The 21,897-nt window shown below is 43.2% G+C and carries 22 protein-coding genes; 2 read left to right on the top strand and 20 right to left on the bottom strand.

Annotation, left to right across the window (positions count from 1 at the left end):
• The first annotated feature begins 78 nt into the window (after positions 1–78).
• The gene (locus GMD3S_RS0200215; RefSeq protein ID WP_001181084.1) at positions 79–1,527 is read left to right on the top strand and encodes an alpha-amylase; all 1,449 of its coding nucleotides are present in this window, start codon (positions 79–81) and stop codon (positions 1,525–1,527) included.
• 86 nt (positions 1,528–1,613) lie between these two features.
• Here GMD3S_RS0200215 and alaS read toward each other — a convergent pair whose 3' ends face one another.
• The 9 genes from alaS to budA all read right to left on the bottom strand — a co-directional run bounded on the left by alaS (position 1,614) and on the right by budA (position 11,448).
• Entirely contained in the window at positions 1,614–4,232 is a 2,619-nt protein-coding gene (gene alaS / locus GMD3S_RS0200210) for an alanine--tRNA ligase (protein WP_000811713.1), read from the bottom strand.
• Between the two features lie 21 nt (positions 4,233–4,253).
• A complete protein-coding gene (locus GMD3S_RS0200205; protein ID WP_000847088.1) occupies positions 4,254–4,739 on the bottom strand; it encodes an LURP-one-related/scramblase family protein in 486 nt (161 codons plus the stop codon).
• Positions 4,740–4,996: 257 nt separating this feature from the next.
• Complete coding sequence (locus tag GMD3S_RS0200200) at positions 4,997–6,067, bottom strand: ABC transporter substrate-binding protein (RefSeq protein WP_000737951.1); 1,071 nt, start codon at positions 6,065–6,067, stop codon at positions 4,997–4,999.
• Positions 6,064–6,837, bottom strand: coding sequence for an ABC transporter permease (locus GMD3S_RS0200195; RefSeq protein ID WP_000712723.1), 774 nt, complete (start codon positions 6,835–6,837; stop codon positions 6,064–6,066). The genes GMD3S_RS0200200 and GMD3S_RS0200195 overlap by 4 nt, the downstream gene beginning before the upstream one ends.
• A complete protein-coding gene (locus GMD3S_RS0200190; protein ID WP_000754118.1) occupies positions 6,834–7,640 on the bottom strand; it encodes an ABC transporter permease in 807 nt (268 codons plus the stop codon). Before GMD3S_RS0200190 ends, GMD3S_RS0200195 begins: the two co-directional genes overlap by 4 nt.
• Positions 7,621–8,778, bottom strand: coding sequence for an ABC transporter ATP-binding protein (locus GMD3S_RS0200185; RefSeq protein WP_000742899.1), 1,158 nt, complete (start codon positions 8,776–8,778; stop codon positions 7,621–7,623). Before GMD3S_RS0200185 ends, GMD3S_RS0200190 begins: the two co-directional genes overlap by 20 nt.
• A 159-nt stretch (positions 8,779–8,937) precedes the next feature.
• Positions 8,938–9,843: a UDP-N-acetylmuramate dehydrogenase gene (gene murB, locus GMD3S_RS0200180; protein ID WP_000111595.1), complete on the bottom strand. Its 906-nt coding sequence runs from the start codon at positions 9,841–9,843 to the stop codon at positions 8,938–8,940.
• A 111-nt stretch (positions 9,844–9,954) separates the two neighbouring features.
• Positions 9,955–10,707: a YhfC family intramembrane metalloprotease gene (locus GMD3S_RS0200175; protein WP_000215878.1), complete on the bottom strand. Its 753-nt coding sequence runs from the start codon at positions 10,705–10,707 to the stop codon at positions 9,955–9,957.
• A gap of 9 nt (positions 10,708–10,716) precedes the next feature.
• A complete protein-coding gene (gene budA / locus GMD3S_RS0200170) occupies positions 10,717–11,448 on the bottom strand; it encodes an acetolactate decarboxylase (protein WP_000375405.1) in 732 nt (243 codons plus the stop codon).
• A 145-nt stretch (positions 11,449–11,593) separates the two neighbouring features.
• Between budA and GMD3S_RS0200165 the strand changes: the two genes are divergently transcribed.
• Positions 11,594–12,865, top strand: coding sequence for an aminotransferase-like domain-containing protein (locus GMD3S_RS0200165; protein WP_000712263.1), 1,272 nt, complete (start codon positions 11,594–11,596; stop codon positions 12,863–12,865).
• 19 nt (positions 12,866–12,884) lie between these two features.
• Here GMD3S_RS0200165 and GMD3S_RS0200160 read toward each other — a convergent pair whose 3' ends face one another.
• The 11 genes from GMD3S_RS0200160 to GMD3S_RS0200110 all read right to left on the bottom strand — a co-directional run bounded on the left by GMD3S_RS0200160 (position 12,885) and on the right by GMD3S_RS0200110 (position 21,736).
• Positions 12,885–13,700, bottom strand: a complete 816-nt coding sequence (locus GMD3S_RS0200160) for an ABC transporter substrate-binding protein (protein WP_008278412.1) — start codon at positions 13,698–13,700, stop codon at positions 12,885–12,887.
• A 157-nt stretch (positions 13,701–13,857) separates the two neighbouring features.
• Positions 13,858–14,511 (bottom strand): phosphate signaling complex protein PhoU, encoded by a 654-nt coding sequence (gene phoU, locus GMD3S_RS0200155; protein ID WP_000946469.1) that lies wholly within the window; start codon positions 14,509–14,511, stop codon positions 13,858–13,860.
• A gap of 11 nt (positions 14,512–14,522) precedes the next feature.
• Positions 14,523–15,281 (bottom strand): phosphate ABC transporter ATP-binding protein PstB, encoded by a 759-nt coding sequence (pstB, locus tag GMD3S_RS0200150; RefSeq protein ID WP_001287328.1) that lies wholly within the window; start codon positions 15,279–15,281, stop codon positions 14,523–14,525.
• A 12-nt stretch (positions 15,282–15,293) separates the two neighbouring features.
• Entirely contained in the window at positions 15,294–16,097 is an 804-nt protein-coding gene (gene pstB / locus GMD3S_RS0200145; RefSeq protein WP_000049851.1) for a phosphate ABC transporter ATP-binding protein PstB, read from the bottom strand.
• A gap of 10 nt (positions 16,098–16,107) precedes the next feature.
• Entirely contained in the window at positions 16,108–16,992 is an 885-nt protein-coding gene (gene pstA, locus GMD3S_RS0200140; RefSeq protein ID WP_000543051.1) for a phosphate ABC transporter permease PstA, read from the bottom strand.
• Positions 16,982–17,899, bottom strand: coding sequence for a phosphate ABC transporter permease subunit PstC (pstC, locus tag GMD3S_RS0200135; RefSeq protein ID WP_001070948.1), 918 nt, complete (start codon positions 17,897–17,899; stop codon positions 16,982–16,984). Before pstC ends, pstA begins: the two co-directional genes overlap by 11 nt.
• Positions 17,899–18,777, bottom strand: coding sequence for a phosphate ABC transporter substrate-binding protein PstS (locus tag GMD3S_RS0200130; protein ID WP_000746360.1), 879 nt, complete (start codon positions 18,775–18,777; stop codon positions 17,899–17,901). The genes pstC and GMD3S_RS0200130 overlap by 1 nt, the downstream gene beginning before the upstream one ends.
• A 210-nt stretch (positions 18,778–18,987) precedes the next feature.
• Positions 18,988–20,292 (bottom strand): RsmF rRNA methyltransferase first C-terminal domain-containing protein, encoded by a 1,305-nt coding sequence (locus tag GMD3S_RS0200125; RefSeq protein ID WP_001160238.1) that lies wholly within the window; start codon positions 20,290–20,292, stop codon positions 18,988–18,990.
• Complete coding sequence (locus tag GMD3S_RS0200120; protein ID WP_000448243.1) at positions 20,293–21,066, bottom strand: inositol monophosphatase family protein; 774 nt, start codon at positions 21,064–21,066, stop codon at positions 20,293–20,295. It lies immediately after the preceding gene.
• Positions 21,056–21,334, bottom strand: coding sequence for a UPF0223 family protein (locus GMD3S_RS0200115; RefSeq protein ID WP_001041963.1), 279 nt, complete (start codon positions 21,332–21,334; stop codon positions 21,056–21,058). The genes GMD3S_RS0200120 and GMD3S_RS0200115 overlap by 11 nt, the downstream gene beginning before the upstream one ends.
• Positions 21,335–21,736, bottom strand: a complete 402-nt coding sequence (locus tag GMD3S_RS0200110) for a Spx/MgsR family RNA polymerase-binding regulatory protein (RefSeq protein ID WP_000631261.1) — start codon at positions 21,734–21,736, stop codon at positions 21,335–21,337.
• Positions 21,737–21,897 lie beyond the last annotated feature (161 nt).

The following is a 21,897-nucleotide window of genomic DNA, read 5'->3' as shown; positions in this document are numbered from 1 at the left end:
ATTTTTACGCAAACGTTTGCGTAGTTCTGGACTTTATGGTAGAATATAACACATCATTGATAAGTAAGAGGAAAAACAATGCAAAATCAGACACTTATGCAATACTTTGAATGGTATTTGCCTCACGACGGCCAACACTGGACGCGACTGACAAATGACGCAGAGCACCTAGCAAACCTTGGCATCAGCCATGTCTGGATGCCACCTGCCTTCAAGGCAACCAACGAAAAAGATGTCGGCTATGGTGTTTACGATCTTTTTGACCTAGGTGAATTTCACCAAAAAGGAACTGTCCGTACCAAGTATGGGTTTAAAGAAGACTATCTTCAAGCCATTCAAGCCCTAAAAGCACAGGGAATTCAACCTATGGCCGATGTGGTGCTCAATCACAAGGCTGCTGCCGATCATATGGAAGCCTTTCAGGTTATTGAAGTGGACCCTGAGGACCGTACCGTTCAATTAAGCGAGCCCTTTACTATCAATGGCTGGACTCACTTTACTTTCGATGGTCGCCAAGATACCTACAATGACTTCCACTGGCACTGGTACCACTTCACAGGTACAGACTACGATGCCAAACGCCGTAAGTCTGGCATTTACCTGATCCAAGGAGACAATAAAGGTTGGGCAAATGAGGAATTGGTCGATAACGAAAACGGCAACTACGACTACCTCATGTACGCTGACCTGGACTTTAAGCACCCTGAAGTCATCCAAAACATCTATGACTGGGCTGACTGGTTCATGGAAACGACTGGAGTGGCAGGTTTCCGCTTGGATGCCGTTAAGCACATCGACTCCTTCTTTATGGGCAATTTCATCCGTGATATGAAGGAAAAATACGGTCAAGATTTCTATGTTTTCGGAGAATTTTGGAATCCAGACAAGGAAGCCAATCTAGACTATCTCGAGAAAACAGAAGAACGCTTTGATCTTGTCGATGTTCGTCTCCACCAGAACCTCTTTGAAGCCAGTCAAGCTGGAGCAAGTTACGACCTTCGTAACATTTTCACAGATAGCTTGGTTGAACTCAAGCCTGACAAAGCAGTCACTTTCGTTGACAACCATGATACCCAACGAGGACAAGCCCTTGAGTCTACTGTTGAAGAATGGTTCAAGCCAGCAGCCTATGCCCTCATTCTATTACGCCAAGATGGTCTTCCATGTGTCTTTTACGGAGACTATTACGGCATTTCAGGGCAATTTGCTCAACAAGATTTCAGAGAAGTTCTTGACCGTCTCCTAGCCATCCGAAAAGACAGGGCATATGGGGAGCAAACAGACTACTTTGACGATGCCAACTGTATCGGTTGGGTTCGTTCAGGTGCTGAACATCAATCTCCAATCGCTGTCCTCATCTCAAATGACCAAGAAAACAGCAAATCTATGTTTGTCGGGCAAGAATGGGCTGACCAAACCTTTGTTGACCTCCTTGAAAATCATCCAGCACAAGTTACAATCAACGCTGAAGGTTATGGAGAATTTCCAGTAGCAGCGGGTTCAGTCAGTGTTTGGGCAACAAAATAAACCTATCAGTTACAAGTCAAATCCAAGCGGATTTGGCTTTTTAAGTAGGCAAAAAGACCTACCCAAATGGATAGATCTTTATTGTCTTACAATTTACCTGCTACTGCATCCAAGAGTTCTTGAATTTTCGCTTGGTTGCTTCCTCCTGCCATAGCCATGTCTGGTTTACCACCACCACGTCCATCGACGATTGGAGCCAATTCTTTAACCAAGTTTCCTGCGTGTACATCTTTAGTCTTGCTTGCTACGAGGACATTGACCTTGTAACCAATAGCGGCAACTAGGACAAGCACATCAGAGTAGTCTTTTTGTTTCCAGTTATCCGCAAAGGTACGAAGGGCACTTGCATCTGATACAGAAACTTGGCTTGCAATGTAACGGTGTCCGTTGACTTCCTTCACATCCTTAAAGACATCACCTGCCGCTGCAGCTGCTGCTTTTTCCTTCAATTCTGCATTTTCTTTTTGCAATTGACGGAGTTGCTCTTGAAGGCCTTCAACCTTGTGAGGTACTTCCTTGAGTTGAGGTGCTTTAAGAGTTGATGCAACAGCTTTAAGAGCGTCTTCTTGTTCACGGTAGGCTTCAAAGGCTTCTTTACCAGTCACTGCCAAGATACGACGAGTTCCTGAACCAATCCCTTCTTCTTTGACAATCTTGAAGAGACCGATTTCAGAAGTATTGCCAACGTGGGTACCACCACAGAGTTCCACTGAGTAGTCACCGATGGTCACAACACGAACTTCCTTACCGTATTTCTCACCAAAGAGGGCCATAGCTCCCATTTCTTTAGCCGTGTCAATATCTGTCTCAACAGTTTCTACAGCAATTGCTTCCCAAATTTTCTCATTAACTTGCTGTTCAATGGCGCGCAACTCTTCAGGAGTCACAGCTTGGAAGTGAGTAAAGTCAAAGCGAAGAAATTCTACTTCGTTCAGAGATCCTGCTTGTGTCGCATGGTGGCCAAGGATATTGTGAAGAGCCGCATGGAGCAAGTGAGTCGCTGTGTGGTTTTTCATGACACGGTGACGGCGATTAGTATCGATTGCCAAGGTATATTCTTGATTCAAAGCAAGTGGTGCAAGAACTTCGACAGTATGAAGAGCTTGTCCGTTTGGTGCTTTTTGCACGTCCGTTACAGTCGCTACGACATTTCCTTTAGCATCCAAGATTTGACCGTGGTCAGCTACTTGTCCACCCATTTCAGCGTAGAATGGTGTTTCCGCAAAGATAAGAGAGGCAGTTCCTTCTGAAACAACGTTTACTTCTGCATTGTCCGCTACGATAGCAACAAGTCTACTAGCTAGTTTTTCTTTTTTGTAGTTAAATCGGCTTTCCACTGTAATGTTTTGAAGGGTTTCATTTTGCATTCCCATTGAGCCGCCTTTGACAGCTGACGCACGCGCACGTTCTTGCTGTTCTTTCATGGCTGCTTCAAAACCTTCACGGTCTACAGTCATCCCTGCTTCTTCAGCGATTTCTTCTGTCAATTCAACTGGGAATCCATATGTATCGTAAAGTTTGAAGACATCTTGCCCAGCGATAACGTTTTGACCTTTCGCTTTCAAATCAGCTACAATAGTTTCTGCAAAGTGTTGACCTGAGTGAAGGGTACGAGCAAATGACTCTTCCTCGCTCTTGACAATTTTCTCGATAAAGTCACGTTTTTCAAGCACTTCTGGGTAGTAGCTTTCCATGATTTTTCCAACAGTTGGAACGAGTTTGTAAAGGAAAGGCTCGTTGATACCCAATTTTTGACCGTGCATAGAAGCACGACGGAGGAGACGACGAAGGACATAACCACGGCCTTCATTTCCTGGAAGAGCACCATCACCGATGGCAAATGAAAGGGAACGGATGTGGTCAGCGATGACCTTGAAGCTCATGTTATCGCCATCTTGGTCGTAGACCTTACCTGACAATTTCTCAACTTCACGGATAATCGGCATGAAGAGGTCCGTTTCAAAGTTTGTCTTAGCCCCTTGGATAACAGCCACCAAACGCTCCAAACCAGCGCCCGTATCAATGTTCTTGTGTGGCAATTCTTTGTATTCGCTACGAGGAACAGCAGGATCAGCGTTAAATTGTGACAAAACGATATTCCAGATTTCGATGTAACGGTCGTTTTCGATATCTTCTGCAAGCAGACGAAGACCAATATTTTCTGGGTCAAATGCTTCTCCACGGTCAAAGAAGATTTCTGTATCAGGTCCAGAAGGTCCAGCACCGATTTCCCAGAAGTTGTCTTCGATTGGGATCAAGTGGCTTGGGTCCACTCCTACTTCAATCCAGCGGTTATAAGAATCCTTATCGTCTGGATAGTAGGTCATATAAAGTTTTTCAGCTGGGAAATCAAACCATTCTGGGCTTGTCAAGAGCTCATAAGCCCAAGTGATGGCTTCATCACGGAAATAATCACCAATAGAGAAGTTCCCCAACATTTCAAACATAGTATGGTGGCGCGCAGTCTTCCCTACGTTTTCAATATCGTTAGTACGGATAGCTTTTTGCGCATTGGTAATACGTGGATTTTCAGGGATAATGGTTCCGTCAAAGTATTTCTTAAGGGTTGCTACCCCAGAGTTAATCCACAAAAGAGTTGGGTCATTTACAGGAACCAAGCTGACTGATGGTTCGACAGAGTGGCCTTTACTTGCCCAGAAATCAAGCCACATTTGGCGAACTTGAGCACTAGATAGTTGTTTCATAATATCTCCTTATTTACTTGTTTAATTTGATTGGCTTTCCAGCATCTCCACATAGTCAATCGCGACACAAAGGGAAACGACTAGGTCTGCATACGAGTCTTCATAGACGGTTACGGTGTAAGTCGAGGTTAAATGAAAAATCTCTTTCCGAATCTCAGCAATCACTTGGTCACGATCATCTAGCAATTTGAAATTTAAATCCCAGATATTACCCTCGATACGAAGCCCGAGATTATCAAACTCATACTTATCTCGCCAGAAGGTCAACTTCTTACGAATAACGAAATTGGAACCATTTCGTAGCTGAATAGTAAATCGAGGAAGCAAAGTGAAAAATTCTTTACTAATTTCACTGACTTGCTCACCATAGGCGTCATAGATGGTAAAGGTCTTAGGAATTTGGAAGAAAGAGCCTTCCACCTGATAGTTCACTACTCCCCTATCATCTTTGATATCGAAGCGTTCGCCCCCAAGACGAAACTTTTGTTTCACGAGAAATGTCTTCATAAACACCTCCAAAAATCAAAAGACAAGTCCATATCACGAAGGGCGAAAAACCGCGGTACCACCTTCATTCAATGAACTTGTCATTCTCTTATTCTTATGCAATTGTCTGATTGAGTAGCATGATTTCCTACCTTAGATGGCTCGCAGCACCGCCAATTCTCTGGACTAAGATAACTGAAAATCAATTCTCAACTTTTTTATTATATCGTTTTTTGGGTTCTGCGTCAACTAGGAAAACTGACAAGAAAGCATATCTCCTACTTCCGGTACATTTTAAACTGGAGGAAGAGGTCACTATATTTTCCTGTCCATTTATGGTCAAATTTCTCATAAACTTCCAAGTGTTTCATAGTATCAGCGTCTGGATAGAAGGATTTGTCCTCACGAGTCTCCTCTGGGAGCATTTCCTTTGCTGGTAGGTTTGGTGTTGAGTAACCTACATACTCCGCATTTTTCAGAGCATTTTCGGGTTTTAACATAAAGTTGATAAAGGCATAGGCAGCATCCTGGTTTTTCACGGTTTTTGGAATGACCATGTTATCAAACCAGAGATTGCTGGCCTCAGTCGGAACGACATACTTGAGGTTAGGATTTTTCTCCAACATCTGGCTGGCTTCCCCAGAGAAAGTCACACCGATAGCAGCGTTGTTCTGAATCATGTAACCCTTCATCTCATCCGCCACAATGGCCTTGATATTTGGAGTCAATTTGTAGAGCTTATCCACTGTCTCTTCCAACTGCTGAGGATCCTTGGAGTTGAGACTGTAACCAAGTGAGTTAAGCCCGAGTCCCAGCACCTCACGCGCCCCATCAAAGAGCATGATGGAATCCTTGTATTCTGGTTTCCAGAGGTCATCCCAATGCTCAGGCGCCTCCTCTACCATGGTTTCATTGTAAACAATTCCCAAGGTTCCCCAGAAGTACGGGATGGAGAATTTGTTGCCCGGGTCAAAGGACTGGTTGAGGAACTCAGGTCCGATATTTTCGATTCCTTCAATTTTTGAATAATCAAGCGGAACCAAGAGGTCTTCGTCCTTCATCTTGTTGATCATGTATTCACTTGGGATGGCAATATCATAGGTTGTTCCACCCTGCTTGATCTTGGTATACATGGCTTCATTGGAGTCAAAGGTCTCGTACTGTACTTGGATTCCTGTTTCTTCTGTGAATTTCTCCAAGAGTTCTGGATCGATATAGTCCCCCCAGTTGTAGATAACCAATTTCTGACTGTCTCGGCTATTGATTTTACTATCTAGATGAGTCGCAATCCCCCACAAGACAAGGATAATCGCTACAATTCCTGCTAAAAATGAATAGAGTTTTTTCATGCTTGCTCCTCCTTCTCACGTGAGATAAAGTAATAGCCAACAACTAGGATAATACTAAAGAGAAAGACAAGGGCAGACAGGGCATTGATTTCTAGCGAAATTCCCTTACGAGCACGAGAGTAAATCTCGACTGACAGGGTTGAAAAGCCATTTCCCGTCACAAAGAAGGTCACGGCAAAATCATCTAGCGAATAGGTGAAGGCCATGAAATAACCTGCAATGATAGACGGAGTCAGATAAGGTAGCATGATTTCCTTAAACATCTGAAACTGGCTGGCTCCCAAGTCATAGGCCGCATGGATCATGTCATCATTCATTTCCTTGAGACGAGGCAAGACCATCAAGACCACGATAGGGATGGAAAAGGCCACGTGGCTAGATAGAACCGTCAAAAAGCCAAGTGAAAACTTAAGCTGGGTAAAGAGAATCAAGAAACTGGCACCAATCATAACGTCAGGCGCAACCATGAGGATATTATTGAGTGATAAAAAGGCTTCTTGGTATTTCTTACGAGACTGGTAGATATAGATAGCACCGAAAGTCCCGATAATGGTCGCAATCAAGGAAGCTAGAAAGGCCAAGAAAAAGGTTTGAGTGAGGATCAACATGAGACGGCCATCACCAAACATGGTTTTAAAATGGCTCAAGCTAAAGCCGGTAAAACTATTCATATCATCCCCTGCGTTAAAGGCGTAGCCAATCAGGTAAAAAATTGGCAAATAAAGGACGATAAAGACAAAGGCTAGGTAGAGATTGGCAAATTTTTTCATCGTTCTCTCCTTTCCTTGGTCACCCACATGGTGATGAACATGGTCAGGATGAGGATCACACCAATGGTTGAACCCATACCATAGTTATCATTGGTCAGGAAGTTCTGCTCAATAGCCGTTCCCAGCGTGATAACGCGGTTCCCACCGATTAAACGTGTCAGCATGAAGAGACTCAAACTTGGGATAAAGACAGACTGAACCCCACTTCTCACTCCATTCATCGATAGAGGGAAAATGACATGGCGGAAGGTCTCCCACTTGGTCGCACCGAGGTCATAACTGGCATTGATGAGATTGTTGTCCATATCATCCAAGACATTGAAAATCGGCAAAATCATAAAGGGAAGCTCGATGTAGCTTGCGACGAAGATGAAGGAGAAATCGGTAAAGAGCAACTGTTGAGAACCGATTCCGATGAATTCCAAAAATTGATTAATAGAGCCATTTTGACCAAAAATCCCGATAAAGGCATAGGCCTTAAGGAGCAGATTGATCCAGGTTGGCAAGATAATCAGCATGAGCCAGAGTTGACGGTGCTTAAGACGGGTCAAAAAGAGGGCTGTTGGATAGCTGATGAAAAGTGTCACCATGGTCACAATCCCCGCATAAAGCACAGAGTTGAAGCTCATTTTGAGATAGGTCAAGTTTTGTGATGCAAAGTAGGATTTGTAGTTTTCTAAACTAAACTGGCCTTCAATGTTGAAAAAGGATTGTCCAAAAATCAAGACCAAGGGTGCGAGAACAAAGAGGGCGATCCAAAGCATATAGGGCACTACAAAGAGTTTAGAGGTTGTTTTCTTCATCTCTTTCCTCCTCGATCGCGTTAATCAGACCTGCTTCTTGCTCTTCGATTTCTACGTATTCTTCAATACGAGCATCGAACTCTTCTTCGGTTTCGTTGAGACGCATGATGTGGATATCTTCTGGTTCAAAGTCCAGACCGATTTCCTCACCCACAATGGCCTTACGAGTCGAGTGGATCATCCATTCATTTCCGAGTTCGTCATAGGCGATGATCTCATAGTGAACCCCACGGAAGAGCTGGGTATCAACCTTGACTTGGAGCTTGCCTTCTTCAGGAAGGGTAATGCGCAAGTCCTCTGGACGAATGACAATCTCAACTGGCTCATTTGGCTTCATCCCCCCGTCGACTGCTTCAAAGCGTTTGCCGTTAAACTCAACCAAGTAATCCTCAATCATGGTTCCAGGCAAGATATTGGACTCACCGATAAAGGTGGCAACAAAATGGTTGATCGGCTCATCATAGATGTCCACTGGTGTTCCAGACTGAACAATCTCGCCATCGTTCATGACGAAAATCCAGTCACTCATGGCCAGGGCTTCCTCCTGATCATGAGTGACAAAGACAAAGGTAATCCCCAATCGTTGTTGCAGTTCACGCAGTTCATACTGCATGTCTGTTCGCAATTTCAAGTCCAGCGCTGACAAGGGCTCATCCAACAAGACCACACGGGGCTGGTTGATAATGGCGCGGGCAATAGCCACACGCTGGCGTTGTCCACCAGAGAGTTTACGGATGGAACGCTTCTCGTAACCTTCCAACTGAACCATCTTGAGAACTTCCGCTACACGTTGTTCGATTTCTTTCTTGTCGATTTTACGCAAGCGGAGTGGAAAGGCAACATTTTCAAACACATTCATATGTGGAAACAAGGCATAGGATTGGAAGACCGTATGGACGTCTCGCTTGTTGGTTGGGATGTCGTTGATCCGTACCCCATCCAGCAAAATATCCCCTGTCGTCGCATCCAGTAAACCTGCAATGATGTTTAGAATGGTTGATTTTCCTGAACCGGATGCGCCTAAAAGAGTGTAAAATTTCCCTTCTTCCAACTCAAAATTGATGTCTTTGAGAACCTTGGTGTTGCTGTCTTCAAAAACTTTAGAGACGTTTTTGAATTCAATAATTGGTTTTTTCAATTGTCATAAATTCCTTCTTTTTCATAAATTAACAGATCAGGGCTCTGTCAGGCCGCTACTACCTCGTGTAGGAGATTGAACTGCCTACATACATCTTCACTAACGATAGGCTTTCACCCCCTTTATAATGATTATAGCAGCAACTTTTCTACCCTAACCTTATTCCTTCTCACCCAAGATTCGGACTTCTCTTTCAAGAGTGACACCTGAGTGTTCCTTGACTTTTTCGATAACAGATTGGATCAAGTCCTCGTAGTCTTTGGCCGTTCCGTCAGCAACATTGATCATGAAACCGGCATGCTTTTCAGATACTTCCACACCACCGATACGATAGCCTTTCAATCCAGCCTCTGAGATCAACTGACCTGCAAAATGCCCAACTGGACGCTTAAAGACTGAACCACAAGATGGGTATTCTAGAGGTTGTTTGAGTTCACGTAGGTGCGTCAAGCGGTCCATCTCTTGCTTGATGACCTGGTGATTTCCAGGAGCTAGGGCAAATTTAGCTGACAAAACAACAGCCCCAGAATCCTGAATAGCTGAATGACGGTAGCCAAAAGCCAAGTCCTTGACTGACAAGGTCTCGATTTCCCCTTCCTTAGTCAAAATTTGACAAGACTGCAAGATATGAGCAATCTCTCCTCCATAGGCACCCGCATTCATAAAGACAGCTCCACCGACGCTCCCTGGAATCCCACAAGCAAACTCAAAACCAGTCAAACTATGACGAAGGGCAATACGTGTCGTTTCGATCAAGTTTGCCCCAGCTTCTGCTTCGATGGTATAGCCATCAACCGAAACGTTATTGAGCTTATCGCACAAGATGACAAAACCACGGATTCCACCTTCACGAACGATGATATTGCTGGCATTTCCTAGCACCATCCAAGGAATATTCTCTTGATTGGCAAATTGGACGACACGGGCCATCTCATAGCGATTGCGTGGCAAAACTAAATAATCCGCTCGACCTCCTACCTTGGTATAGGTATAGGTCTTCAAGGGTTCCTTAAAACGAATATCGATTCCTTCTAGGATTTCAAGCATTTTTTCTTTTACTGACATGTCACTCTTCCTTTTTCAAAATTCATTCCATTATACCATTTTTAGAGACATTTGACGACCATAAAAAGAGCTTGTTTTATCTTTACATAAAAAAAGAGGTCACCCCTCTTTTTATGATTTTTTCCAAAATGTAGATTTTGTCAGCCAGATAAAGACTAAAAGTTCTACGAGAAGAACAAACTCAACTAGAAGCGGATTTGCAATCCATCCCACTTGAGATAAGGCTGGAGCCAAGTCAAACAAGGCATGCAAACCATAGGCAGCAAGGAGGTAGATCCATTTCTTTTGACGGACACTTTGATAGACCCAGATGGAAAGACCAATTTGGAGAACCAGAGCAAGCACACGTTCAACTCCTAGTAAATAAACCTGCCATACAGAAAGAGACTGAACCGTTTCGAGTGTAGACTTTGGAAGGAGATTAGCTACATCAGTATTTGAAGACTGGATGAGTGAAAAGAGAATCAAAAGACTGATCAAGCTTCCCATTCCGAGATAGAGCATTTCTAAGCCCCCATGTCCCAAACCATAAGCCAAAGCATCTCGATCTTCTAGCTTTCTCTTTTTCTCCAACCATTTAAAAAAGATAAGACGAGCCGTCTCTTCAAAGAGGGCTGCCATAGCGATCCCATAAAGGACGTATAAGAAAGGCTGCTCCTGCATAAGCGGAATGGTTCCATCTTTTTGCGGATGGAGTATCAGAAGATGAACCATCTTCTCTAACACTTGAGAAGAAACAAAAAATGCGATTGCCCCCAAGCCCATCACTGCAAGAGAGATTTTAAACCGTTTTTTGGCATACCAAGTTCCACTTACTAGAATGAGAACCAAAGCGATCATGGTAAGGATAATATGTACTGTCATCTTTTTCTCCTATTCTGACTTATCAATATCTTTCTTCATCTCGTCAACGTTAAATTTGGCGAATAAATACTGGCGATCTTGGACTGGAAAACGTTGGTCCAACTGGTCGACTGCCCCAACCTCAATCATTCCTTCTTTTATAACAAAGTCCATCACATGCCCACCAAAGGTCAAATCATCTGAGATAAAATGCAAATGGTAGCCTGCAACACTCACTCCATGGAAAATCTCTGGTGTCCAAAATCCAACAATGGTTCCCGATACATTTTCACGGCTATATTCAGGTTGGTGAGTCGCTACATCAGCAAATTTGGTATCAGGTGTGGATTTAGGAATCATCCGCACGTGCATTTGTGAAAATTCGCCATGAATCTTGATGGAACGAAAAAGGTTTTCCCCATCATAGTAGGACTCAATTCGCTTTTCCAATTCCTTGTCCGTCATTTCAAAGCGCTGACGAAAAATCACTTCTGCCTGATGAGGAACTACTGCTGCATAGGGAATTAGAGCATCCGCTGCCACTTCAACGATTTCAGGCGTTTGACCAGATCCCTTTGCTTGATAAGCCTTGCCATCAAGGACAATTAACTCCCCATCAATCGAATCAAGGGTTCCCAAACCAAGGTCACCATGTTCCAGCAATTCTCCCACTGTCATGGTTCCACCATAGAGACCTGCCATTAGGGCACCTAGAGTATTGTATTGAAATAATTTTACCGGTTCCTGCACTTTTCTATCCATTCTCTTTCTTATCTTCTTTTCATTGAATCATCATACTTTCTAAGTATACCACATTTGCTCCTAGTTGTGAAAGGGAGAAATGCTTTTCCCATTGCAAAGGAGGCAAAAAAAAGGTACAATGTAACAAAATCAACGGAGGTCTGGAATGAAGAAAGAAAGTAAATACCAAGCAGTCGTTTCCTTTCTAAAAAAGGGTATCGAATCAGGAAAATTCCCAACAGGTAGCCGGCTTCCCTCTATCCGTCAACTGAGCCAAGACTTCCACTGTAGCAAGGACACTATCCAACGAGCCCTGCTGGAATTACGCCATGAACAATACCTCTATGCCAAACCCCAAAGTGGCTACTATGTTCTGGAACAAGGACAGCACCAAGACTTGGAAATCGAAGTCACTGACGAACATGCCAGTGCCTATGACGACTTCCGACTCTGTGTCAACGAAACCCTGATAGGCCGAGAAAACTACCTATTCAACTACTATGACAACCAAGAAGGCCTTGAGGAACTGAGACAATCTGTCCATCAACTCCTCTTTGACCAAGCCCTCTACTGCAAACCCGACCAATTGGTTCTAACTTCTGGCACCCAGCAAGCTCTTTTTATCCTTTCTCAGATTAACTTTCCGAGCGAGGGAGCTGAGATTTTGGTCGAACAGCCGACCTACCACCGGATGAACCGCCTCTTGGTCGCTCAGGGATTAGCCTACCTGACCATTGAACGCCGAATTGATGGCATTGACCTTGAAGAACTGGAAGAACAGTTTAAATCTGGGAAAATCAAGTTTTTCTATACCATCCCTCGCTTCCACTATCCCCTAGGTCATTCCTATTCTGATCAGGAAAAAAGGGCTATTCTGGATCTAGCAAACCAGTATGGTGTATATATCGTCGAGGATGATTATCTAGGTGACCTAGACTCTAAAAAGGGACAAACCTTCCACTATCTAGATACTGAGGATCGGGTCATTTATATCAAATCCTTCTCAACCAGTCTCTTTCCAGCCCTTCGTATTACCGCTCTCATTCTCCCAAATGCCCTAAAAGAGGCCTTTGTTTCCTATAAAAATATCCTGGACTATGACAGCAATCTCATCATGCAAAAGGCTCTTTCTCTTTACATCGATAGTCAGTTATTTGAAAAAAATCGACTGGCTAGATTGACCCTTCAAGAGAACTATCAGGCTCAGATAAAGAAAGTGCTTGAAGAAAACACCTGTCCCTTGCCCCACTATCCTCTACACGATGGTCTTTTGCTTGATTTGAGACACTATCCTAAGATTGCCAGTTTGAAACACAGCTCACTCAAATTAGACTTTTTTGAGAAGGCTTATTTGGACGCCTGTCCTTATCAGTTCGCCAAAGTCACTCTTGAAAATCTAGAAGAGCTATTAGAATACATAAAAGCAGAATTGGATTAAAGTCCAACTCTGCTTTTTCTTATTGTTCAACTTCTGTTAGTTTCGCTGCCTTTTCAAGATAGTTTTGATAGGTTCCGTCATCTTTCAGTTTTTGGATAACCTTATCTACTACTGCTTTCAAGTCTGACTGATCCTTCTTGATAGCAACGGCATTGGCTTCGCCATCTTTCATCGTCAAGTTAACAGATGCAACGACAAGATCTGAGTTTTTACCTGCGTAGCTAAGAGCAACTGGTTCATCCAGATGAACAGCATCCACTTTTCCAGCCTGCAATTCATTGACGGCTTCCCCCATATTGGTCAAGGATGTCAACTGGGCATTTGGCAATTGTTCCTTGACCATGGTTTCTGGCACAGTTCCCTTTTGAGCTGCGATATTGGCACTTGCGAGGCTTGTAAGATCCTTGTATTTGTCTAAATCGGCTTTTCTAACCAAGAAACTCATCTTATTTTCATAGTAAGGGATTGAAAAGTCAAAGACTTCCTTTCTCTCATCTGTAGCACTAATTCCTGCTATGGCCAAGTCAGCCTTTCCAGTTTGAAGACTGGTCAAGACATTGTCAAAACTCATGCTAGAGATTTCAAGTTTAACCCCAAGCTCGTCTGCAATTGCTTGAGCCATATCAATATCTGCACCAACCACTTGGTTTTTACCATCTACCAAGGCTTGGAATTCAAACGGCGCATAGTCTGGGCTAGTCGCCACAACTAGCTTCCCTTTTTGTTTGATAGCATCCACAGCAGACTGGGAACTATCCGTTCCTGACTGGCAAGCTACTAAAATCATGCTGGCAAGCATACTACACACAACTAATATCCATTTCTTAAACTTCATAAATAAACGACCTTTCTGTTAATTCTGAATAATTATAACTCTTTTAAAAATAGTTGTCAACCCTTTTAGAGATTTTGATTGTAAAACAATTCTTTTCATAAAAAAGAAGACTGATTTATTTTAATCAGCCTTTTCTTCTGTATATTTAAACCGTTTCTTATAATTCGACAATCTTACCTGTTTCAAAGTAAACAACCCATTCACAGATATTTTTTGCGTAGTCTCCAATACGTTCCAAGAAAGAAATGACTTGGAAGTAATCACGGCCTGTAACTATAGCTTCAGGATTTTTCCTAATTTCTTCTGTTGCCAAATCTCGGATGCTATCAAAGTAATGGTTGATTTTTTCATCCATCGCCGCTACTTCGTAGGCTTGATCCACAGAACCGTTGAGATAGAGATCTAGGGCTGCTTCGACGAAATTTTTCACGTCGCGTCCCATCTTTTTGATTTCTTCTTCAACAGAAGGGATACGTTGCTCCCCCTTCATACGAATGGTCGCCTCAGCGATAGACACTGCATGATCTCCCATGCGTTCCACGTCTGACACTGCCTTGAGAACGGTCAAGACGGTACGAAGGTCTTGCGAAACAGGTTGTTGGAGGGCGATCATTTCAAATGATTTCTTTTCCAACTTCACTTCATATTCATTTACTTCTGCATCGTCTTCGATGACTTCTTTTGCCAAATCACGGTCATGCGTAACAAAGGCACGCACTGTACGATTGATCTGTGAGAGCACTTCTTGTCCCATAGCATAGAACTGGTTGTGCAATTTCTCCAAATCTTCTTCAAATTGAGATCGTAACATCATTCAACTCCTTATCCAAATTTTCCTGTAATATAATCTTCTGTTTCCTTGTTTTGTGGCTCTAGGAACATCTTCTTCGTATCATTAAACTCGATCAAATCCCCATCTAGGAAAAATCCTGTTTTATCAGAGATACGTGAGGCTTGTTGCATCGAACGCGTTACCAAGAGCATGGTGTATTTATCTTTCAGACCATACAAGGTTTCCTCAATCTTACCTGCAGAAATAGGATCCAAAGCTGAAGTTGGTTCATCTAAGAGGATAATTTTGGGACTGGTTGCTAGGACACGAGCAACACAAACACGTTGTTGTTGTCCACCAGAGAGACCAATGGCCGAATCATGCAAACGATCCTTTACTTCATCCCAGATAGAAGCACGTTGCAAGGCTTTTTCTACTGCTTCATCCAAAACATGTTTATCCTTAACCCCATTGATACGTAGGCCATAGACAACATTTTCGTAGATAGACATAGGGAAGGGATTGGGCTGTTGAAAGACCATACCAATTTCCTTACGCAATTCAACCGTATCGGTACGGGGGCTGTAGATATTGTGACCATTATAGACCACTGATCCAGTTGTTGTCACCTCAGGATTTAGATCGCCCATGCGGTTGATGGCTTTGAGCAGGGTGGACTTTCCTGATCCAGAAGGACCAATCAAGGCCGTTATTTCCTTAGGTTGGAAAGAAAGGGAAACACTATTCAAGGCCTTCTTTTTATTGTAATAAACGGACAGGTCTGACACCTGTAAAATCGCTTCTGACATACCGTTTCCTTTCTAACCAAAGTGTCCCGTTACATAGTCATTGGTTGACTGTAACTTAGCATTTTGGAAAATATTGGATGTCTTATCGTACTCAATCAAATCACCCAAGTAGAAAAATCCTGTGTAGTCACTTGCACGCGCAGCCTGTTGCATACTGTGGGTAACGATGATGATGGTAAAGTCCTTCTTCAATTCCAACATGGTTTCTTCCAGCTGGGCTGTCGCAATCGGATCCAAGGCTGAAGCAGGTTCATCCATCAAGAGGATATCTGGCTTGACAGAGATGGCACGAGCGATACAGAGACGTTGCTGCTGACCTCCAGAAAGCATCAAGGCTGATTTGTGAAGGTCATCTTTGACCTGATCCCAAAGGGCAGCCTGTCTTAGAGAGGTTTCTACAATTTCATCAAGTACTTTCTTGTCCTTAACACCTGCACGTTCATGAGCAAAAGTGATGTTGCGGTAAATAGACTTAGCAAATGGATTTGGACGTTGGAAGACCATTCCGATATGCTTGCGCATCTCATAGACATTGATTTCTGGACGGTTGACGTCAATCCCTCGGTAGAGGATTTGACCTGTGACCTTGGCAATATCAATGGTATCATTCATCCGATTGAGACTGCGAAGATAGGTAGATTTCCCAGATCCAGAAGGACCAATCAAGGCTGTAATTTTATTTTTTTCAAATTGCATATCGATGCCCTTGATGGATTCATTTTTACCATAGTAAACATGTAAATCCTTAGTAGAGAGGGCCACTTTTTCTTCAGGGAAAGTGATGATATGCTTTTCATCCCAGTTATATTTTGACATGGCTTCTCCTTTAGGCAGCGGTTAATTTCTTGTGTAAATAGCTTCCGAGTTTGCGAGCTCCAAAGTTAAAAATCAAGATAAAGATGAGGAGCACGGCGGCAGAACCAGCAGATACAATGGTAGCATCAGGAATGGTTCCTTCACTGTTGACCTTCCAGATGTGGACAGCTAGGGTTTCTGCTTGTCGGAAGATTGAGATAGGGCTGGTAACACTGAGGACATTCCAGTTAGACCAGTCAAGGGCTGGAGCGGATTGTCCTGCCGTATAGATAAGAGCGGCGGCCTCACCAAAGATACGGCCAGATGCCAAGACAACACCCGTTACGATACCTGGAAGGGCTTCTGGAATGACGACATGGACCACAGTCTCCCAACGAGAAATTCCAAGGGCCAGACCAGCCTCACGTTGTGTATGGTGAACGTGTTTTAAACTGTCCTCAACATTTCGAGTCATCTGAGGAAGGTTAAAGACTGTCAAGGCCAAGGCACCTGAAATGATTGAAAATCCATACTCAAACTGGACTACAAAGATCAAGTAACCAAAGAGACCCACAACGACTGATGGTAGAGAAGACAAAATCTCAATACAGGTACGAATAAAATTAGTCACAGGTCCTTTTTTGGCATACTCAGCGAGGAAAACACCAGCACCCATAGATAGCGGAACAGAAATGATCAAGGTAATGACCAAAAGGAAGAAGGAATTGTAGAGCTGAATTCCGATACCCCCACCTGCTTGATAAGAGGAGGATTTCCCAGTCAAGAAAGACCAAGAGATATGCGGTAACCCTCTCACCAAGATATAGAGAATCAAGGATGCCAAGATGGCAACGATGATACCCGCGATGGTATAGAGGACAGCTGTTGCAAGTTTATCTAATTTCTTAGCGTGCATAGTTTTTCTTTCCTCTTTCTTTCGTAATCAATTTAATCACACTGTTAAAGGCCAAACTCATCAAGAGCAATACCAAGGCCAGTGACCAGAGAACGTTATTATCAACCGTTCCCATGACGGTATTTCCTATACCCATAGTCAATACAGATGTCAAGGTCGCAGCTGGTGTTGTTAACGAGGTTGGGATAACTGCTGAGTTTCCGACAACCATCTGAATAGCAAGGGCTTCACCGAAGGCACGCGCCATCCCAAAGACCACTGCAGTGAAAATACCTGAACGTGCTGCTTTCAAGGTCACACGCCAGATGGTTTGCCAACGAGTGGCTCCCATAGCTAAACTAGCTTCACGGTAATGACGAGGAACAGCACGCAAGCTGTCTGTTGTCATAAAGGTTACAGTTGGTAGGATCATGACAAAGAGAACGAAAATCCCTGACAAGATCCCAAAACCAGTTCCACCAAAGACGCCACGGACAAAAGGCACCACAACTTGCAAACCGATAAATCCATAGACTACTGAAGGAATACCGACGAGGAGTTCAATGGCTGGTTGCAAAATTTTTGCACCCTTTGGTGAGACTTCTGTCATAAAGACTGCAGCACCAATAGCGAAGGGAGTTGCGATGAGGGCTGATAAAATCGTCACAATAAAGGAGCCCAAAATCATCGGAAGGGCACCAAATTGTTTCCCTGAAGGATTCCAAGTTTGTCCAAAAAGGAAATCAAAGATGTTGACCCCATTGACAAAGAAGGTCGATAAGCCTTTTTGGGCTACAAAAATCAAAATCATGGCCACAATGATAACAATCAAAGAAAGGCAAGTGAAGGTCAAACCTTTACCAAACTTCTCAAGGCGAGAGTTCTTTGAAGGAGAGAGTAATTTTTTTGATAATTCTTCTTGATTCATTATTGACCTCCTTCTACTGCTGTAACGGTACCTGAAGCATCCTTTTGGACTTTCATTTCATTGATAGAGATATAGCCCATGCCCTTAACAATTCCATTTTGGGCTTCATCTGAGAGGACGAAATTCAGGAATTCAGCAGCTAACTCATTTGGCTGACCAAGTGTGTACATATGTTCATAAGACCACAAAGGCCAGTTGTTGGTCGTTACATTCTCAGATGTAGGTTCATACCCATTCAGTTTCATGCTTTTCACGGAGTCATCTACATAGGCAAAAGCCAGGTAAGAAATGGCTCCAGGGGTTTGGGATACAATGGACTTGACCATCCCGTTAGAATCCTGTTCTTGACTCTGCATTGCCGCTTGGCCATTCATAACCACCGTATCAAACGTCGCTCGTGAACCAGAACTTGCTGCTCGGTTGATGATTGAAATGGCCAGGTCTTTGCCCCCAACTTCTTTCCAGTTGGTCACTTCACCTGTAAAGATTTTGCGAAGTTGCTCGGTTGTGAGATTTTCAACATCCACTTCCTTGTTTACAATCACTGCAAGACCAGCCACTGCAACCTTGTGGTCTACCAGAGCTGAAGCATCGATTCCTTCTTTTTCCTCTGCAAAGACGTCAGAGTTCCCGATGTCAACTGCTCCAGACTGGACTTGAGATAGGCCTGTACCCGATCCTCCACCTTGAACATTGACTGTTTTTCCGATGTTTCTAGAACCAAATTCATCTGCTGCCGCTTCGACAAGAGGCTGAAGAGCAGTTGAACCAACGGCTGTCATGGATTCTCCACGATCAATCCAGCTAGCGCATCCTGCTAGAGAACCTGCCATCAAAAGAGCTGCAAGAGACATGACGAGCTTTTTTCTTTTTTTCACTGTTATTCTCCTTGAACATAATGATAAATGTTCTGATTTCTTCCGTTTGTCCTGATCATCTAATTATCATCAATGATTGTCCCGCTTTATTTTATCTAGTCATTCTTAGGAGCGGACAATTCCATCGTATAATATAAGTAATAATGAAAGACTATCAGAAAAAACTCATACTTCCACTATAACATAGAATAGGCTCTTTGACTAGCTTTTTCACCTGAATCTGAGTCCTTTTGGATAATAATTTTTCAAAACATTTCCCGTTACCTTGGCAAAGCCTAATCCGTTTCCTTGAACCAGAACTTGGTACCAACCATTTGGTCGAGCTTCAGACAATTGAACAGTCTCACCAGCCACATATTTTACAAAGTCCTTATCATTGATTTCGACACTTTGTTTTACTTGGCTTGGTTTCAAGGCTAATCCGAGAGCAAAGCTTGGTTCGAAGCGTTTCTTCTTAAAAGTACCCAGATGGAGCCCATTTCGGGCAATTTTGAGTTTCCCTAGATTAGGTAGCATCTCTGGCAAGAGATAGAGCTGGTCTCCAAAAGTTTGCAAGATACCAGTTAGATTGACTCGCAAGTATTTTTGAACAAAATCATGCCACAAGTTCTGCTGTTCCCGACTGAGATTGCTTTTGCTAGCTTTGAATTTAGGTGCGGGATTTTGTCCCTTAAACTGCAGGTGGGCAACAAACTGGCCTTCTCCCTTGAAATGATGAGGATACATCCGCGCCGTTTCAGGAAGGTTAATTCCTGCTACCATACCGTTCACATGCTCGACTGGAAGCAGTTCAAAATCATAAGTATCCAGTAACCAGTGGACGATTTCTTCATTTTCTTCAGGTGCCCAAGTACAGGTAGAATAGACCAAACGGCCACCTTCTGCAAGCATGGTCACTGCATCTTCTAAAATTTCTCTTTGAAGACTAGCACATTGGCTAGGATAATCGGTACTCCAATAATCCATGGCATCGGGCTGCTTACGAAACATCCCTTCACCCGAGCAAGGTGCATCAAGGACAATCACATCAAAGTAACCTTTAAAAACCTTGGCCAATCGGTCAGCAGATTCATTAGTCACAACAACGTTTGTCGCTCCAAATCGCTCCATATTTTCCACTAAAATCTTAGCACGCTTGCTTGAAATTTCGTTGGAGACAAGGACTCCCTGATTAGCCAGATAAGCTGCTAGTTGAGTGGATTTTCCACCTGGAGCCGCCGCCAAGTCCAAGACCTTCATACCAGGACTTGGTTGAGCTACCTGAGCCACCATTTGGGCTGCAGGCTCTTGAGAATAAACGAGACCTGTCGCGTGCTCTGGTGACTTCCCTGAGACCTTGCCATAATACCCCCAAGGTGTATTGGGAATAGCATCAGCAAACGATAACTGACTTTCTTTTAAGGGATTGACCCGAAAAGCCGAAACCGCTTCTTGTTTAAAAGAGGCAAGAAAGTCTCTTGCCTCATCTTCTAGTATCGCTTCATATTTTTCAACAAATCCTTCTGGAAATTGCATTTAGTTTTCTTTCCTTTCGTAGATATAAGACTGAATCTCTTCTTGCATCTCGATTGGCACCATCATGACAGGCTGACGCGTTTTAAAATCAGCGGGCTCACCCGATACCGTAAGAAGGCGATAACCCAGACTTTCCCCTAAGATACTGGCCGCAGCGTAATCCCATGGTTGCAGGTTGGTAATATAAGTCAGAAGACGACCACATAAAACCTTGGCAAAACTAATAGCCGCACTGCCATAGACACGGACTCCCAACGCTGCTCGACCCAAATCCGCCAAGCCCCACTCATTGCTTTCAAACATACCTGAGTTACCGGCAACTAAAAATTCTTGAAGAGGTTTCTTTTTAAAAGGCGGTAAGGGCTCATTATTGCGAAAAGGAGGAAAGGCACCACCACCATGGTAACAATCCCCTTTCATGACATCATAAATGATACCGAATTTCCCAACCCCATTCTCAAAGTAGGCCAACATCACGGCAAAATCTTCCTTCTGGGCGACAAAGTTATTGGTACCATCAATGGGATCAATCACCCAAACATTCCCCTGGCCGACTGCCGTACGCAAACAGCCCTCTTCCGCGCAAATCAAGTCTTCTGGATAAGATGCTAAAATTCTACCAACCAAGAGATCCTGAACTTCCTTATCCAAACGCGTCACCAAGTCGGTAGGTGAAGATTTTCGCTCGACCTGCAAATCTTCTTGCATGTGGGCCAAAATGTAATCTGCAGCTTCCTGCACAATCTGTTTGGCAAATTCAAATTTAGTTTCCAAGAGAAATCTTCCCTTCTCTTTTTTCTTTTGCTAATTGAACTGCATGATAGAAGGAATAACCGCTCGCTGTCTCAAATTCGCGACCTAAGCGTTTTTCTTCGCTTTTGCTCGGAACCACAGACTTAAATTTCTTGTAGGAATCTAGCAGTTTTTTAGCTTCTACCTTGTCTTCATAGGCAGCTTCAACATCATTAAAAAAAGAAAGCACTGAAGCAAGTTCTTCAGTGCTCCACGACAAATCTAGTGGGTAACTATACTGTTTGTTCATCTATCCTATACCAGCTCTCAATGTTGCTTCTTTCAATTCTTGTTTACGGTAACTACGAGGGAGAAAAGCACGAATCTCATCTTCATTAAAACCGATCTGCATGCGTTTTGTATCTATAATAATTGGGCGACGCAAAAGACTAGGATATTGCTCAATCAACTGAAGCAACTCCGATACTGAGATACTCTCTACATCAATATCCAATTTTTGAAAAATTTTTGAACGAGTTGAAATGATGTCATCAGTACCATTTTCGGTCAAGGAAAGAATATGTTGTAATTCTTTTCTTGTTAAAGGACTAGTCATAATATTATGCTCTTGAAAGGGCACTTTATGCGTCTCTAACCAAGCCTTTGCCTTACGACATGATGTACAACTCGGTGATAAAAATAGTGTAATCATGCTTTTCTCTTCTTTTATCTATACTTGCTATTTCTATTATACAAAAAAATAAAGCGCTTGACTAGGTATTTTTAGAAAAAAAGCCTATTTTTTCATAGAAAATAGACTGTTTTCTGCAAAAATCTCCTGCTTTGCAAGTTTATCTTTAGGATAACCTAACA

This window comes from Streptococcus sp. GMD3S (assembly GCF_000298695.2).
In the GTDB taxonomy this organism is placed as follows: Bacteria; Bacillota; Bacilli; order Lactobacillales; family Streptococcaceae; genus Streptococcus.
This window is presented reverse-complemented; position numbering and strand designations above follow the sequence as displayed.

Excerpts from the sequence above, each read along its gene's own strand:
- GMD3S_RS0200175 (WP_000215878.1), bottom strand. The coding sequence starts at position 10,707 with ATGACAGTACATATTATCCTTACCATGATCGCTTTGGTTCTCATTCTA.
- phoU (WP_000946469.1), bottom strand. The coding sequence starts at position 14,511 with ATGTTACGATCTCAATTTGAAGAAGATTTGGAGAAATTGCACAACCAG.
- GMD3S_RS0200160 (WP_008278412.1), bottom strand. The coding sequence starts at position 13,700 with ATGAAGTTTAAGAAATGGATATTAGTTGTGTGTAGTATGCTTGCCAGC.
- murB (WP_000111595.1), bottom strand. The coding sequence starts at position 9,843 with ATGTCAGTAAAAGAAAAAATGCTTGAAATCCTAGAAGGAATCGATATT.
- pstA (WP_000543051.1), bottom strand. The coding sequence starts at position 16,992 with ATGCACGCTAAGAAATTAGATAAACTTGCAACAGCTGTCCTCTATACC.
- GMD3S_RS0200165 (WP_000712263.1), top strand. The coding sequence starts at position 11,594 with ATGAAGAAAGAAAGTAAATACCAAGCAGTCGTTTCCTTTCTAAAAAAG.
- GMD3S_RS0200115 (WP_001041963.1), bottom strand. The coding sequence starts at position 21,334 with ATGAACAAACAGTATAGTTACCCACTAGATTTGTCGTGGAGCACTGAA.
- GMD3S_RS0200215 (WP_001181084.1), top strand. The coding sequence starts at position 79 with ATGCAAAATCAGACACTTATGCAATACTTTGAATGGTATTTGCCTCAC.
- pstB (WP_001287328.1), bottom strand. The coding sequence starts at position 15,281 with ATGTCAGAAGCGATTTTACAGGTGTCAGACCTGTCCGTTTATTACAAT.
- GMD3S_RS0200195 (WP_000712723.1), bottom strand. The coding sequence starts at position 6,837 with ATGAAAAAATTTGCCAATCTCTACCTAGCCTTTGTCTTTATCGTCCTT.
- GMD3S_RS0200205 (WP_000847088.1), bottom strand. The coding sequence starts at position 4,739 with ATGAAGACATTTCTCGTGAAACAAAAGTTTCGTCTTGGGGGCGAACGC.
- GMD3S_RS0200190 (WP_000754118.1), bottom strand. The coding sequence starts at position 7,640 with ATGAAGAAAACAACCTCTAAACTCTTTGTAGTGCCCTATATGCTTTGG.
- budA (WP_000375405.1), bottom strand. The coding sequence starts at position 11,448 with ATGGATAGAAAAGTGCAGGAACCGGTAAAATTATTTCAATACAATACT.
- GMD3S_RS0200125 (WP_001160238.1), bottom strand. The coding sequence starts at position 20,292 with ATGCAATTTCCAGAAGGATTTGTTGAAAAATATGAAGCGATACTAGAA.
- pstC (WP_001070948.1), bottom strand. The coding sequence starts at position 17,899 with ATGAATCAAGAAGAATTATCAAAAAAATTACTCTCTCCTTCAAAGAAC.
- GMD3S_RS0200200 (WP_000737951.1), bottom strand. The coding sequence starts at position 6,067 with ATGAAAAAACTCTATTCATTTTTAGCAGGAATTGTAGCGATTATCCTT.
- GMD3S_RS0200110 (WP_000631261.1), bottom strand. The coding sequence starts at position 21,736 with ATGATTACACTATTTTTATCACCGAGTTGTACATCATGTCGTAAGGCA.
- alaS (WP_000811713.1), bottom strand. The coding sequence starts at position 4,232 with ATGAAACAACTATCTAGTGCTCAAGTTCGCCAAATGTGGCTTGATTTC.
- pstB (WP_000049851.1), bottom strand. The coding sequence starts at position 16,097 with ATGTCAAAATATAACTGGGATGAAAAGCATATCATCACTTTCCCTGAA.